The sequence below is a fragment of the Vibrio sp. QJM3NY_15 genome (assembly GCF_057785995.1).
Map to the genome: position 1 here is coordinate 2,518,497 of NZ_CM173517.1, position 15,060 is coordinate 2,533,556.

Annotated in this window: 14 protein-coding genes and 1 riboswitch; of the genes, 2 read left to right on the plus strand and 12 right to left on the minus strand. The window is 44.0% G+C overall.

The genetic code is table 11. The annotated features are described in order from the left end of the window. Window positions 1-46: 46 nt before the first annotated feature. Complete coding sequence (gene yfbV / locus AC3CKG_RS11175) at window positions 47-499, minus strand: terminus macrodomain insulation protein YfbV (protein WP_017084030.1); 453 nt, start codon at window positions 497-499, stop codon at window positions 47-49. Window positions 500-843: 344 nt separating this feature from the next. Between yfbV and AC3CKG_RS11180 the strand changes: the two genes are divergently transcribed. Continuing rightward, a complete protein-coding gene (locus AC3CKG_RS11180) occupies window positions 844-2,040 on the plus strand; it encodes an acetate kinase (RefSeq protein WP_017107306.1) in 1,197 nt (398 codons plus the stop codon). 147 nt (window positions 2,041-2,187) lie between these two features. Further along, a complete protein-coding gene (pta, locus tag AC3CKG_RS11185; RefSeq protein ID WP_017088569.1) occupies window positions 2,188-4,353 on the plus strand; it encodes a phosphate acetyltransferase in 2,166 nt (721 codons plus the stop codon). 92 nt (window positions 4,354-4,445) lie between these two features. Here the strand turns inward: pta and AC3CKG_RS11190 are convergent, their stop codons facing one another. The 11 genes from AC3CKG_RS11190 to moaA all read right to left on the minus strand — a co-directional run bounded on the left by AC3CKG_RS11190 (window position 4,446) and on the right by moaA (window position 14,765). Continuing rightward, window positions 4,446-5,384, minus strand: coding sequence for a glutathione S-transferase family protein (locus AC3CKG_RS11190; RefSeq protein WP_488528362.1), 939 nt, complete (start codon window positions 5,382-5,384; stop codon window positions 4,446-4,448). Window positions 5,385-5,739: 355 nt separating this feature from the next. Continuing rightward, window positions 5,740-6,726: a murein tripeptide/oligopeptide ABC transporter ATP binding protein OppF gene (gene oppF, locus AC3CKG_RS11195; RefSeq protein WP_004734019.1), complete on the minus strand. Its 987-nt coding sequence runs from the start codon at window positions 6,724-6,726 to the stop codon at window positions 5,740-5,742. Next, window positions 6,723-7,694, minus strand: coding sequence for an ABC transporter ATP-binding protein (oppD, locus tag AC3CKG_RS11200; RefSeq protein WP_017107310.1), 972 nt, complete (start codon window positions 7,692-7,694; stop codon window positions 6,723-6,725). Before oppD ends, oppF begins: the two co-directional genes overlap by 4 nt. A gap of 42 nt (window positions 7,695-7,736) precedes the next feature. Beyond that, a complete protein-coding gene (gene oppC / locus AC3CKG_RS11205) occupies window positions 7,737-8,639 on the minus strand; it encodes an oligopeptide ABC transporter permease OppC (protein ID WP_017088567.1) in 903 nt (300 codons plus the stop codon). Between the two features lie 15 nt (window positions 8,640-8,654). Next, on the minus strand, window positions 8,655-9,575 hold the full coding sequence (oppB, locus tag AC3CKG_RS11210; protein WP_017078103.1) for an oligopeptide ABC transporter permease OppB: 921 nt from the start codon (window positions 9,573-9,575) through the stop codon (window positions 8,655-8,657). Window positions 9,576-9,678: 103 nt separating this feature from the next. Further along, entirely contained in the window at window positions 9,679-11,310 is a 1,632-nt protein-coding gene (locus AC3CKG_RS11215) for an ABC transporter substrate-binding protein (RefSeq protein ID WP_171314119.1), read from the minus strand. Between the two features lie 650 nt (window positions 11,311-11,960). Then, window positions 11,961-12,434, minus strand: a complete 474-nt coding sequence (moaE, locus tag AC3CKG_RS11220) for a molybdopterin synthase catalytic subunit MoaE (RefSeq protein WP_102351725.1) — start codon at window positions 12,432-12,434, stop codon at window positions 11,961-11,963. A 2-nt stretch (window positions 12,435-12,436) separates the two neighbouring features. Further along, entirely contained in the window at window positions 12,437-12,682 is a 246-nt protein-coding gene (gene moaD / locus AC3CKG_RS11225; protein WP_065103215.1) for a molybdopterin synthase sulfur carrier subunit, read from the minus strand. Next, a complete protein-coding gene (gene moaC / locus AC3CKG_RS11230) occupies window positions 12,679-13,158 on the minus strand; it encodes a cyclic pyranopterin monophosphate synthase MoaC (RefSeq protein ID WP_099165352.1) in 480 nt (159 codons plus the stop codon). Before moaC ends, moaD begins: the two co-directional genes overlap by 4 nt. Window positions 13,159-13,170: 12 nt before the next feature. Beyond that, a complete protein-coding gene (gene moaB / locus AC3CKG_RS11235) occupies window positions 13,171-13,683 on the minus strand; it encodes a molybdenum cofactor biosynthesis protein B (RefSeq protein WP_010437177.1) in 513 nt (170 codons plus the stop codon). A 92-nt stretch (window positions 13,684-13,775) separates the two neighbouring features. After that, a complete protein-coding gene (moaA, locus tag AC3CKG_RS11240; RefSeq protein WP_488528363.1) occupies window positions 13,776-14,765 on the minus strand; it encodes a GTP 3',8-cyclase MoaA in 990 nt (329 codons plus the stop codon). Then, window positions 14,754-14,906, minus strand: a riboswitch (molybdenum cofactor riboswitch). (Overlaps the previous gene by 12 nt.) Between the last annotated feature and the right edge of the window lie 154 nt (window positions 14,907-15,060).

Below are 15,060 nucleotides of genomic sequence, written 5' to 3' on the forward strand. Positions count from 1 at the left end.
ATCGATGTGTAGCTGTCCTCAGACGATAGGGAAAGACCAGATATTCTTAGAACCAACGTTCCATTGAAGATTTATCTAACTGGCGGAAAGCGCGATTCAAAATGATCGCCAATTCTTTATAACGAGGGCGTGGCTTCATTGGTTCCAATGCAAAACCCGTTTCGCTGATCTTCTCATGCAGCTCTCGATACCAAGAAACCAATGCTGGCGGTAATTGAGTGTTCGAACGGTTACCTAACCACCACATGCCTTGAAGTGGCAAGCTGATCGCAAACAACGCCATAACAACAGCTTGTGGCATCGCATGATAATTATTGAAGACCATTTGTGTAAGAATACTAATAGCGGCTATCGCTGGCATCACTTTCACACCAAAACGCGTGGCTTTAATGATGCGCTGTTCAGGGAAGATAGCGTTTAACTCTTTTCGAACAGGCCAGAGATCCATGTACTTTTGGCCATCTTTTAAACTGCTCGCTAAACCAACTCTATTACTCATATGAGTCTCCCGTTAAAAAAAAGTTGAAATCATCAACTAAAAACACAAAAATTTGACGAAAAATAATATTCTTTCAAATTTTTTTGTTATATTTGCACAATATCGCTATTATTTGCAGACCTCAATCTCATTGTTGCCCTTATTTACAATTTAAGCAACTTTGGGGCGACTTCTGCAAGGAATGCAAAAGCCTCTTTTTCTGAAAAAGTGCGCTTTCACTTTAATACGGAAATTAACGTTTTTTTGACCAAGGTTAGTACGCAAGCCTATGTGCTTCGACTATTCTTGAGATTAATTTTCATCCTTAACTGATTTCGATCAGAAAAATAAACAGGTAGTCATTAATGTCTAAGCTAGTTTTAGTTTTAAACTGTGGTAGTTCTTCTCTTAAATTTGCTGTTGTTGATGCAGAAACAGGTGCTGAGCACCTAACTGGTCTTGCTGAGTGTCTTGGTCTTCCAGAAGCTCGTATGAAGTGGAAACTTGACGGCAAGCATGAAGCACAACTAGGCGCGGGCGCAGCTCACGTAGAAGCACTATCTTTCATGGTAGAAACTATTCTTGCTTCTAAGCCTGAGCTTAAAGCTAACCTTGGCGCTATCGGTCACCGTATCGTACACGGTGGCGAGCAGTTCACTTCATCTGCACTTATCACTGATGAAGTACTTAAGGGTATTCAAGACGCTGCAACTTTTGCACCTCTTCACAACCCAGCTCACCTTATCGGTATCGAAGCAGCTCAACAGAACTTCCCTGGCCTACAAAACGTTGCTGTATTTGACACTGCGTTCCACCAAACAATGCCTTCTGAGTCTTACCTATACGCTCTACCGTACAACCTGTACAAAGAGCACGGTATCCGTCGTTACGGCATGCACGGTACTTCTCACCTGTTCATTACTCGTGAAGTAGCTGGTCTACTAAACAAGCCAGTTGAAGAAGTTAACATCATCAACTGTCACCTAGGTAACGGCGCATCTGTATGTGCTATCAAGAACGGTCAATCTGTAGATACTTCTATGGGTCTTACTCCTCTTGAAGGTCTAGTAATGGGTACTCGTTGTGGTGACCTAGATCCTGCGATCATCTTCCACCTACACGACGCTCTTGGTTACTCTGTTGAAGAAATCAACAACATGCTAACTAAAGAGTCTGGCCTAGCTGGTCTAACTGAAGTGACTTCTGACTGTCGTTTCGTTGAAGACAACTACGGTGAGAAAGAAGAAGCAACTCGTGCAATGGACGTGTTCTGTCACCGTCTAGCTAAGTACGTTGCTGGTTACACTGCAACTCTAGAAGGTCGTCTAGACGCAATCACTTTCACTGGCGGCATCGGCGAGAACTCTGGCCCAATCCGTGAAATGGTTCTTAACCGCCTAGGCATCTTCGGCATCGAAGTTGACGGTGAAGCTAACCTTAAAGCTCGTTTCGGCGGCGAAGGTACTATCACTACAGCTAACAGCCGTATCCCTGCAATGGTTATCTCTACTAATGAAGAGCTAGTAATTGCTGAAGACACTGCGAAACTAGCAGGTCTTTAATTGATTTTTCTGACTAGCTTCACTCGAAGCTAGTCAGTTTTTCATACTACGAAAATGGGGCTCAACTTCTATTCCTACCCCAATTTAAATGTCGGTAGGAACAGAAGTTGAGCTTTTTTTATTTCCAATAGTCAAAGGTGTTCGTCAATGTCCCGTACTATTATGCTTATCCCTACAAGCGCTGGTGTTGGTCTTACTAGTGTTAGCATGGGTGTTCTTCGCGCTATGGAGCGTAAGGGCGTAAGTGTTTCTTTCTACAAGCCAATCGCTCAACCTCGTAGCGGTGGTAACCAACCTGATTTAACGTCTACTATCATCAGCGCAAACAGCGACATTAAGATTGGTGAGCCAATCGCAATGACTAAAGCTGAAGCTTTGATCGGTAGCGAAAAAATGGACGAGCTTCTAGAGTCTGTTGTTGAGCAATACAACAAGATCAACAAGGACGCAGAAGTAACGCTAATCGAAGGTCTAGTACCTACTCGTAAGCACCCATTTGCTAACCAAGTGAACGCGGAAATCGCTAAAACACTAGGCGCAGAGATCGTATTCGTTGCGACTCCGGGTACATACAACCCTATTCAGCTTAAAGAGCACATCGAAGTAGCATGTTCTAACTTCGGCGGCACTAAAAACAAGAATATCTCAGGCGTTATTATTAACAAACTGAATGCTCCTGTTGATGAAGCTGGCCGTACTCGCCCTGACCTTTCTGAAATCTTCGATGATGCAGATAGCGCTCAACAAGCGAACCTTGAAGTAATGCAAATCTTCAACTCTAGCCCTATCCGTGTTCTTGGCTGTGTGCCATGGAGCATCGACCTAATCGCTACTCGTGCGGTTGATATGGCTAAACACCTTAACGCTGAAATCGTTAACGAAGGCGAAATCTCAACGCGTCGTATTAAGAGCATCACTTTCTGTGCACGTTCTCTACCGCACATGATTGAGCACTTCAAACCAGGTTCACTGCTAGTAACTTCTGCAGACCGTCCTGACGTTATCGTTGCTGCGGCTCTTGCTGCGAAAAACGGTGTTGAAATTGGCGCAATCTTACTGACTGGCGGTTACGACATTCCAGAAAGCATTGCTAACCTTTGTGCACCAGCATTCGCTTCAGGTCTACCGATCTTCAAGGCTCAAGGTAACACTTGGCAGACGTCTCTTAACCTACAGAGCTTCAACCTAGAAGTACCTGCAGACGATAAAGAGCGTATCGAGTTCGTTAACGATCACGTTGCTAGCCACATCGATGGCCCTTGGATTGATTCTCTATCTGAAGGTACTCAAGGCATTCGTCGTCTAAGCCCACCAGCATTCCGTTACCAGTTAACTGAATTTGCTCGTAAAGCGGCTAAACGTATCGTTCTTCCTGAAGGTGATGAGCCACGTACTGTTAAAGCAGCTTCTATCTGTGCTGAACGCGGTATCGCAACTTGTGTGCTGCTTGGTAACCCAGACGAAATCCGTCGCGTTGCTGCACAACAAGGTGTTGAGCTAGGCGCTGGCGTTGAGATCATCGATTCTGCATCTGTTCGCGAAAACTACGTAGCTCGTCTAGTAGAACTTCGTGGCGCTAAAGGTATGACTGAAGTTGTTGCTCGTGAGAAGCTAGAAGATTCAGTATTCCTAGGCACTATGATGCTTGAAGCTGGCGAAGTTGACGGCCTAGTTTCTGGTGCTGTTCACACAACGGCGAACACAATCGTTCCTCCGTTCCAGATCATCAAGACTGCTCCTGATGCTTCTATCGTATCTTCAATCTTCTTCATGCTTCTGCCTGATCAAGTGCTTGTATACGGTGACTGTGCGATCAACCCAGATCCAACAGCTGAACAGCTTGCTGAAATCGCTATCCAATCTGCAGATTCTGCTGCGGCATTCGGTATCGACCCACGCGTTGCTATGATCTCTTACTCTACTGGTGAATCTGGTAAAGGTGCAGACGTAGATAAAGTACGTGAAGCAACTAAACTTGCTCAAGCGAAACGTCCTGATCTAGTGATCGACGGTCCTCTTCAGTACGACGCTGCTATCATGGAAAACGTTGCTGCTTCTAAAGCACCAAACTCTCCAGTTGCAGGTAAAGCGACAGTATTCGTATTCCCAGACCTAAACACGGGTAACACGACTTACAAAGCGGTACAGCGTTCAGCAGACCTAGTATCTATCGGTCCAATGCTTCAAGGTATGCGCAAGCCAGTAAATGACTTGTCTCGTGGCGCTCTAGTAGACGATATCGTTTACACAGTAGCTCTAACGGCTATCCAAGCAGACCAAGCAGCTCAAGCTGAAGAAAAAGTAATTAATTAATTTTTCTTTTGTAGAAGCAAAAAACCCTAGATTCTTATCTAGGGTTTTTTTATGTCTAATGCTTAAGGTTATTTGATGCTCTTAAGATGAATCTAGCCTCGCCCATGGGCTGATTCTAAATCTAGCGCAGGTCCTTTCGGCACAACTTGAGTTGGGTTGATACCTGTGTGACTGTAATAGTAGTGACGCTTGATGTGATAAAAGTCGGTCGTCTCTTTGATGCCTTCAATCTGATAGAGTTCTTTTAAGTAGCCCTGAATATGGACGTAGTCTGAAATTCGCTGCTTGTTACACTTAAAGTGGCCAACATACACTGCATCGAATCTAACCAGAGTGGTAAACAATCTCCAATCTGCTTCTGTGATATCATTACCCGCTAGATAACGATGTTCACTAAGATGTGCATCTACTTTGTCTAACGCCTCAAATAACGCGTCATACGCTTCTTCATAAGCTTCTTGTGTGGTTGCAAAGCCAGTACGATAAACGCCGTTATTAATGCTTGGATAGATGTAGTCATTCCACTCATCAATCTTCTTGGACAATTCCCACGGATAGTAGTCATCGGTGTTGCCTGTTAACTCATTAAATTCTGAGTTGAACATGCGGATAATTTCAGAGGATTCGTTACTCACGATGGTGTTGGTTTTCTTATCCCATAGCACTGGAACCGTTACTCGGCCTGAGTAGTCAGGTTTGGCTTGAGTGTAGATTTGGTGCATACGAGTATGACCAAACAAAGGTTCAGGCAAACCCATTTGCCAGCCTTCGCTCATCATATCGGGGCAAACCACTGTCACGTCAATATGATCGGTTAGGCCTTTTAGCTCTCTGAAGATAAGAGTACGGTGCGCCCAAGGACAAGCTAACGATACGTATAGGTGATAACGACCACTTTCTGGCTCAAACTGCGCACCAGCTTTGTTCTCGATCCAACTGCGAAAGCCCGCATCTTCACGAACAAACTTACCACCGCTTTCTTTGGTGTCGTACCACACATCGTGCCAAACACCTTCAACTAACTTGCCCATATCCAAACCTCTGTCATCCAAAATTTTTTATACCAATCACAGTAAGTAAATGTTCAGAAATAGCGCAGAGAAAAGGCTTGAGAACAAGGAAGAATTTTTCTGTTAGTAGTTATTCTACAATCAAAAATTCTAACGCCGTTATCGAGCGTTTTAACAAGCTAGGATGAGCAGTTATTTACTACGATTGGTATTAGTATAAGAAAAGCCTAATTTATTCAAAACTAGAAGAAGTTGGCTTAGTTGTTCGAATTATTTGAAGAAGGTTATTCATGAGAAATATTGGGAACAAAAAAAGCGCAACTCATAAAAAAGTTGCGCTTAAGCCTGTCACAGGCTGAACCGTTTTAAATGGGTTCTAGACTTGCACGTGCAAGCAAGATACTGCGTGTACGTCATCGCCTTGAATGGTTGGCTTGGTTTGCGCACAGGCCTCGGTTGCTTCGGGGCAACGAGTACGGAACACACAACCCGATGGTGGATTAATTGGTGATGGGAGATCACCCTCCAGCATCTGAATCGTTTTGCTGCGCTCTAAGCGTGGGTCTGGAATCGGAACTGCAGACATCAATGCTTTGGTATATGGGTGTTTAGGGTCTGAGAACAAGGCATCTGATTCACCTAATTCAACAGCATTACCTAAGTACATCACCAATACACGGTCAGAGATGTGTTTAACCACTGACAAATCGTGCGCGATGAATACCAAAGATAGACCTAACTCTTTCTGTAGTTCCATAAGAAGGTTTACTACTTGAGCTTGGATAGAGACATCCAGAGCAGAAACTGGCTCATCACAGATGATCATCTTAGGCTTCAAGATAAGTGCACGCGCGATACCGATACGTTGACACTGACCACCAGAGAATTCATGTGGGTAACGGTTGATTACGTTGGGTAGTAGACCAACCTTTGCCATCATCTCTTTAACTCTGTCCTTCACTTCCTGTTTAGAAAGCTCAGGATAGAAAGTTTGTAGAGGCTCAGCAATAATGTCTCCAACTGACATACGTGGGTTAAGCGATGCTAGCGGGTCTTGGAAGATCATCTGAATCTCTTTACGAGTCTCACGACGCTTCACTTCCTGCATCTTAGTCAGGTCTTGACCTAACCACATAACCTCGCCTTCAGTCGCCTCAACTAAGCCAATAATTGCGCGCGCAAATGTTGATTTACCACAGCCAGACTCACCTACTACACCCAGAGTCTCACCTTCGTAAAGGTGAACATCGACACCATCAACCGCTTTAAGGTTTGATGGTTTAGCCCAAGGCCAAGCAGACTTAGCCGCAATGCTAAAATGAACCTTCAGGTTTTTAATATCTAATAGTAATTCTTTACTCATTTTGTCCAAGTCTCCCAATCAGAAAAACAAGCACGCTGACGATCTTTCGCAAATGGCTGCAAAATAGGTGCTTCTTGCTTACAACGGTCCATTACACGGTGACAACGGTCCTGATAAGGACAACCGGTTGGTAGGCGAAGTAAGTTAGGTGGGTTACCTGGAATCGTCGGTAGAATTTCACCTTCGGTATCCAAACGAGGAATCGCTTTAAGCAGACCTTCCGCATAAGGGTGACTTGGCTCATAGAAGATTTCATCCACTGTGCCATATTCCATGGTACGGCCAGCGTACATCACTAGAACTTTGTCACAAGAACCCGCAACCACACCCAAATCATGGGTGATCATGATGATTGCTGTATTGAACTCATCTTTAAGCTCGTTCAACAATTCCATGATTTGCGCTTGAATGGTTACATCCAATGCCGTTGTTGGTTCATCAGCAATCAGTAGTTTTGGACGACATAGCAAAGCCATTGCAATCATCACACGTTGACGCATACCGCCAGAAAACTCGTGTGGATACATTGTAATACGTTTACGTGCCTCAGGGATTTTAACCGCTTCCAGCATACGTACTGATTCTTCGAACGCTTCCGCTTTGCCCATGCCTTTATGCAGCATAAGCACTTCCATCAGCTGATCACATACTTTCATGTAAGGATTCAGTGACGTCATTGGATCTTGGAAGATCATCGCGATCTGTTCAGCGCGAACTTTGTTCAGTGCTTTCTCTGGTAGATTGAGAATCTCATTACCTTCAAACTTTGCACTGCCTGAGATGATGCCGTTCTTAGCCAGCAGTCCCATCAGTGCAAATACCGTTTGAGATTTACCCGAACCCGACTCACCAACAATACCCAGCGTTTCGCCTTGGTTGAGTGAGAAGTTCAGGTCGTTTACTGCGGTTACCGTACCATCTTGCGTGGTAAATTCGACGCGCAGATCTTTGACATCTAATAAGCTCATTATTGCTTCCTTAATCTTTTATAGCTTTTAATTGCTATTTCTTTATCTGTCTTTTGGATCAAGCGCGTCGCGCAGACCATCACCTACGTAGTTAAAGCAGAACAGCGTAACTACCATGAATGCCGCAGGGAATGTCAGTTGCCAGATTGCAACTTCCATTGTTTGCGAACCTTCTTGAAGCAATGCGCCCCAGCTTGTCATAGGCTCTTGAACACCAAGACCAAGGAAAGATAAGAATGATTCTGTAAGGATCATGCTCGGGATAAGTAGCGTTGAGTAAACCGCAACAATACCCAGTACGTTCGGTACGATATGACGTGTAATGATTTTCCATTTGCTGACACCACATACGTGCGCAGCCTCAATGAATTCTTTACTACGTAAACTCAACGTTTGGCCACGTACGATTCGCGCCATATCGAGCCAAGCAATCGCACCGATAGCAACAAAGATGAGTACGATATTACGACCAAAGAACGTCACCAGTACGATCACGAGGAACATGAAAGGAACCGCGTATAAGATCTCCAGGATACGCATCATCACTCGGTCAGTGCGACCGCCAATGAAGCCTGAAGCTGCACCGTAAAGCGTACCAATCAGTACCGCTACGAATGCGCCCATCACACCAACCATAAGAGAAATACGGCCACCGATCATCGTACGAACGTATAGGTCACGACCTAAACTGTCAGTACCGAACCAGTGATCCGCGCTTGGCGCTGCATGCATTGCGTACCAGTCAGTATCATCATAAGCATGCTGTGCTAGCATAGGTAGGAAGATTACCGATAGCACCATGATAGTAAGGATAAACAAACTGACCATTGCCGCTTTGTTACGCATAAAACGAATACGCGCATCTTGCCACAAGCTACGACCTTCAATTTCCAAACTCTCAGAGAATTTTTCGATCGCTTCTAAGTTTTCTTTTTTCTTCAACATAACCATGCGTCCCTGCTAGTAGCGAATTTTCGGGTCAATAAGCGCTAGTAAAATATCAACGATTGCGTTGAACAAGATGAATAGGAAACCAATCAAAATGGTAACACCCATTACTAACGAATAATCACGGTTAAACGCGGCGTTAACAAACAGCTTACCGATACCCGGCAGGCCGAAGATGGTTTCAACAACAACTGAACCTGTGATGATACCTACGAACGCTGGCCCCATGTATGAAACAACAGGGAGTAGTGCTGGTTTGAGCGCATGTTTAAGAACGATATAACGGTAGCTTAGACCTTTAGCACGAGCAGTACGGATAAAGTTACTGTTAAGGGTTTCAATCATGCTACCGCGAGTGATACGAGCAAAGGTTGCTACATATAAAAGAGACATCGCGATAACGGGTAGGACGATGTACATATACGTACCACCGTGCCAGCCGCCGGCAGGGAAAATATGCCAGTGCAGAGAGAATAGGTAAATAAGCGCTGGTGCCAACACGAAGGATGGCATCACCACCCCGAGCATGGCGGTCGACATTATAGTGTAGTCGACCCAAGTATTGTGCTTAAGCGCGGCAATGGTTCCGACCGATACCCCCATAATCAGGGTAAAGATAAATGCTACAAAACCTACCTTCGCAGATACTGGAAGTGCAACCGCGATCAGCTCATTTACGGTGTAATCTTGGTATTTAAAAGATGGACCAAAATCACCCTGAAGGATGTTGGTCAAGTACGTGGTGTACTGTTCAAATACAGGTTTATCTAAGCCGTATTTAGCTTCGATGTTAGCCATAACTTCTGGCGGTAATGGACGCTCGCTTGAAAACGGGTTACCCGGTGCGAAACGCATGAGAAAGAAAGATATAGTGATCAGCACCAACATGGTTGGAATCGCTTCAAATATCCTTTTCATAATGAATTTAAGCATAAACTCACTCTTTTCAGTCCGTGACAATTAAAAATCAAATAGACACCGTGTGCGCTTTACGCACACAGGTCTAAGTTAGTTATATTTTATTTTTTATAGGAGGTTATTTTGCTTTGATATAAAGATCTTTTGAATAAATCTTATCTTCGGCGTTACCTTCTGGGTAACCACCTAATTGAGGCGATACTAGACGTGTTGTAACGTACTGGTAGACAGGAGCAATTGGCATGTCTTTAGCTAGCAATTTTTCTGCATCAATGTATAGCTTAGTGCGCTCTTCTTCTGAAGTAGAGTGCAGTGCTTTATCGATAATCTTGTCATAGTCTGCACTCTTGTAGTGCTGACCAGCAGTAGTATTTTGACTAACCATCAATGTTAGGAATGAAGATGCTTCATTGTAGTCACCACACCAACCTGCACGAGCAACGTCAAAGTTACCAGTATCTTTACTGTCTAAGTATGATTTCCACTCTTGGTTTTCGAGTTTCGCATCAATACCAAGCTCTTTTTTCCACATTGATGCGATTGCGACTGCAAGCTTCTTATGGTTTTCAGATGTGTTGTAAAGGAGATTGAACTCAAGAGGATTACTCTTCGTGTAACCAGCTTCTTCTAGAAGACGCTTCGCTTCAGCGATACGCTCTTTTTGAGAAAGTTGACCATACTCTGGAGTTACTGGGTCAAAACCAGCAGTAATTTCAGGAGTCAGGAAGTACGCTGGTTTTTGGCCTTGGCCAAGGATCGCTTTAGTCACGATATCACGGTCCATAGCGTAAGACATCGCTTTACGTACACGTACATCGTTGAAAGGCGCTTTCTGTGCGTTAAACTGGTAGTAGTAAGTGCACAGGTTACCCTTGATGTTTACATCTTGTGGGTATTCTTTTTGTAAGCGACGAAAATGTTCGTTAGGAACTTCATATGTGAAATCTAGCTCACCAGAAAGGAAGCGGTTCATTTCAGCAACTTGGTTTTCGATTGGCAGGAACGTTACTTTATTAAGAACTGTGTGTTCGTTATCCCAGTAATTTTCGTTACGAACAAGCTCAAGACGCTCGTTAACTACCCATTGATTTGGAACAAATGCACCATTGCCAACAAAGTTTTCTGGTTTAGTCCATTGATCACCGAACTTCTCAACAGTTGCCTTATGTACTGGCTTAACTGTTGTGTGACCCATCATCATTACAAAGTATGGTACAGCTGTATCTAGCGTAACTTCTAACGTGTAATCGTCTACAGCTTTAACACCTAGCTCACTCTTATCTTTCTTGCCTGCAACGATGTCTTTCGCGTTCGCCATTTTGGTATATTCCATGTACCAAGCGTATGGAGAAGCGGTTACAGGATCAACAGCGCGCTGGAAGCTGTATACGAAATCATTTGCTGTTACAGGATCACCGTTAGACCATTTAGCGTCTTTACGTAGGTGAAATGTGTACGTTTGGTTGTCTGTCGTTTCCCAGGTCTCAGCAACACCAGGGATAGTCTTGCCGTTAGCATCTTGGTTTACTAATCCTTCTAGCAAGTCACGAATTACGTGTGACTCTGGAACACCTTGAGATTTGTGCGGATCCAGCGTTGCTACTTCAGTACCGTTACCGCGAACAAGTTCCTGAACTTTTGCTAGTTCTGTACCTGCTGGAACTTCAGCAGCGATAGAAAGAGTAGAAGTGGCAGCCACTGCCAAACCAGCACCTAGAAGAAGGGCCTGAGTGATTTTATTCTTGTACATTTAATAAACTCCAAGTTTTTCGTATTGCATCCATGACTTCTTTGCTAAGTTCACTGAACGGCAGTGATTTAGATTTATTTAGCTAAAAATTTAAGCATAAAAACCTAAAACCTTACAAAGATTGAGGCACACACTATCAACCATTGAAGTAATTTGCCATAAACAAGTCGCAAAAAATCGGATAATTCTCCGATTTACTCAAGGTAATAGTGTAAATCTCTAATAAAAACCTAATGAATAGTTAATTACACATAGGGATTTATTAAAAAACAGCCTTTAGTGTTGATGTATCTGAATTGATACTTTTATTTAGCATCTTATGCTAGAACACTGTCGGCAAATTAACATTAATGCCACATGAAATCTAATTGCACATCACATATCCCCTAAATAGACTCCACTATTTGTGAGGATTATCACTTTATACAAAACAGCATAATGCACTGCACCAAAACAGATTTAGAAATGCACCAAGACAGACAAAATCACGCACCGAATTTATATGCAACTGGAGTGATTAACCATTTATTAATGCGCGGCTTATTTATAAATGGCTTTGTAGCATCCACAAAAAAGCCGACCTTAATAGTCGGCTTTTTACTGTCTCAATCAAAAGAGTAGATTTTTGAAGCAACATCATATTGCGAGAATTATTTCTCCCAGCGATCCGCAGCTTTAGTATCTGAATCGCGAGAATCAACCCAACGAGTCGCTTCTGTCGTTCTTTCCTTTTTCCAAAACGGCGCTTTGGTTTTCAGAAAGTCCATCACAAACTCACACGCTTCAAAGGCAGCGCCACGGTGTGCACTTGATACACCAACGTAAACAATCTGGTCACCGATATCTAGGTCACCTACGCGGTGAATCACTCGCATCTTCTGGATAGGCCAGCGCGCTTCAGCTTGGTCACAGATCTCGCTCAGCGACTTCTCTGTCATACCCGGATAGTGCTCTAGAGACAAACCAATCACGTTGTCGCCAAGGTTCATGTCGCGAACTTTACCAACAAACGTCACAACCGCTCCCGCAGATGTGCCTTGAGCTAGATAATCGTATTCGCCACCCACAGAAAAATCTTCAGCAGTAACTAATACTCTTGGATCAATAACTCGAGAGTCATTCATGGCTAACCTCCAGTAACAGGTGGGAAGAAAGCCACTTCGTCGCCGTCTTTCACTTCAGTCGTCAAAGGTACGATTGATTGGTTAAGCGCAGCCAGAAGCTTGCCCTCTTCCAATGCGATATCCCATTTGCCTTCTTGTGTTACAAGGTGGCTGCGAATCGCTTCAATCGTCTTGAACTGCGTATCAACTTCAACGCTATCAACACCAACAAGTTCACGAGTTTGAGCAAAGAACAGTACAGTAATCATGATTCCACCTTGAAGTGACCTGATTTACCGCCGGTCTTCTCTAATAGGCGTACATTCTCGATAACAATGTCTTTCTGAACAGCTTTACACATATCGTAAATGGTTAGTGCAGCAACAGAAGCAGCCGTTAGCGCTTCCATCTCTACGCCTGTCTTACCAGCAAGCTTACATACTGATTCGATGCGAACCTTATTTTCAGACTCGATTGCCTCAAGTTGAACTTCGACCTTAGTTAGCAGCAAAGGGTGGCACAGTGGAATCAAGTCCCACGTCTTCTTCGCCGCTTGAATGCCAGCAATACGTGCCGTTGCGAAAACATCACCTTTATGGTGGCTGCCAGAAACAATCAGTTGTAGTGTTTCTGCTGACATTTTAACGAAAGCTTCTGCTCTCGCTTCACGTACTGTCTCTGCTTTAGCCGATACATCGACCATGTTCGCTTCGCCAGACGCGTTAATGTGGGTAAATTGGCTCATGCTCAAACCACCCTATACAGAAAGATGTGGCATGAAGTTACAAGGACGGTGGCTAGCATCCATCTGTTGCTTGATGATCTTAGTCCAACCTGTACGACACGCACCTGTAGAACCTGGCATCGCAAAGATTACTGTGTGGTTAGCAAAGCCCGCAATCGCACGAGATTGAATTGTCGACGTACCGATCTCTTCGTAAGATACTTGACGGAAAAGCTCACCAAAGCCTTCTACTTCTTTGTCGAATAGTGGCTTAAGTGCTTCAGGCGTGCTGTCACGAGATGTGAAACCCGTACCGCCAGTGATCATAATCGCTTGAACGCTATCATCAGCAATCCACTGAGATACGATCGCACGGATCTTGTACATGTCATCGATAACAATTTGCTTATCAACCACGTTGTGGCCTGCTTCTTTAGCATGCTCAGCTAGGTAACCACCTGACGTGTCATTTTCTTCAGTACGAGTATCTGAAACGGTTAGTACTGCGATGTTTGCTGCTTGGAATTTGCTTTCTGCGTGACCCATTTGTTCACCTATGTAAATTTTTCAATGATTAGACTGATTCGCCCAACTTAAAGAAGCTGAGCGATAAAATGCTTTAGAGTATGTATAGCGGGTTAACCGCCGATTGACGCCAAGTTTGGAGTCATGCCGCTGTTGCCATCATGCAAGAAGTGGCTAACGGACTTGGTTTGAAGCTGAGCCTGAATTCGATCAATGAGTTCTTGCTCTTGTTGATCTTCTTGAATCAGATCTCTCAGTTCAACACCGTGGTCGCCAAACAGACATAGGTGAAGTTTACCGGTCGCAGAAACACGCAGTCGGTTACAACTCTCACAGAAGTCTTTCTCGTAAGGCATGATCAAACCAATTTCACCCTTGTAGTCTGGGTGGACAAACACTTGTGCTGGGCCATCGTTAACAGCTTTGACTTTTAACAGCCAACCGTTAGCAATAAGCTGATTGCGAATCGCAACGCCAGATACATGGTGTTTATCGAACAACTCGTCCATCTCGCCGGTTTTCATCAGCTCGATAAAACGTAATTGAATAGGTTTGTCTTTGATCCAATTAAGGAAGGCTGGTAATTCCTGACTGTTGAGGTCTTTCATCAATACAACGTTGACTTTGACTTGTTCATAGCCAACCTCAAACGCTCTATCAATGCCTCGCATAACCTCAGTAAACTTATTCTCACCAGTGATCTGATGGAACATGCGTGAATCTAAGCTATCCACGCTGACGTTTATATGGGTTAAACCAGCATCACGCCATTGCCCTACTTGTTTCTCCATGCGGTAGCCATTCGTTGTGGTGGCTACTTTTTCGATGCCTGGAGTAGAAGCAACGGTATGTATGATTTCAGGAAAGTCTTTACGCAGACTCGGCTCTCCGCCTGTAATGCGGATCTTTGAGGTACCACAATCTGCAAACGCTTTTACAATGCGTTTGATCTCGGGAACACTTAAAAAAGATGAGTTTTTTTGCCCTGACGGTTTGTAACCATCCGGCAAGCAGTAAGTACATTTAAAGTTACAGACGTCTGTAACCGACAAGCGCAAGTAATAAAACTTGCGATGGAATCTATCTTCGAATTGTTGCGCCACGGAACACCTTTCCAAACACGGGAGGCATAATCATTTCCAATTAAGCCCTTGTGACAACATGTCACTGGCTCTTGATGCGTATCGGTACAGCAAATACCACTGTGCGACTTAGCATGCGAGAGCTCGGAGTTATGGCAACTGCACGTTATATTCACACGCGCAGTAGCTGAGTAATAAAATACTTAATATTTGTACGTGAATCTAGCTCTGATGACAAAAAACGGGTCACATCGGCAAAAAAAACGCATCAAACCCTCAAAATAACTCTTGTTGAGTATCTGACGAGAAGCATTTA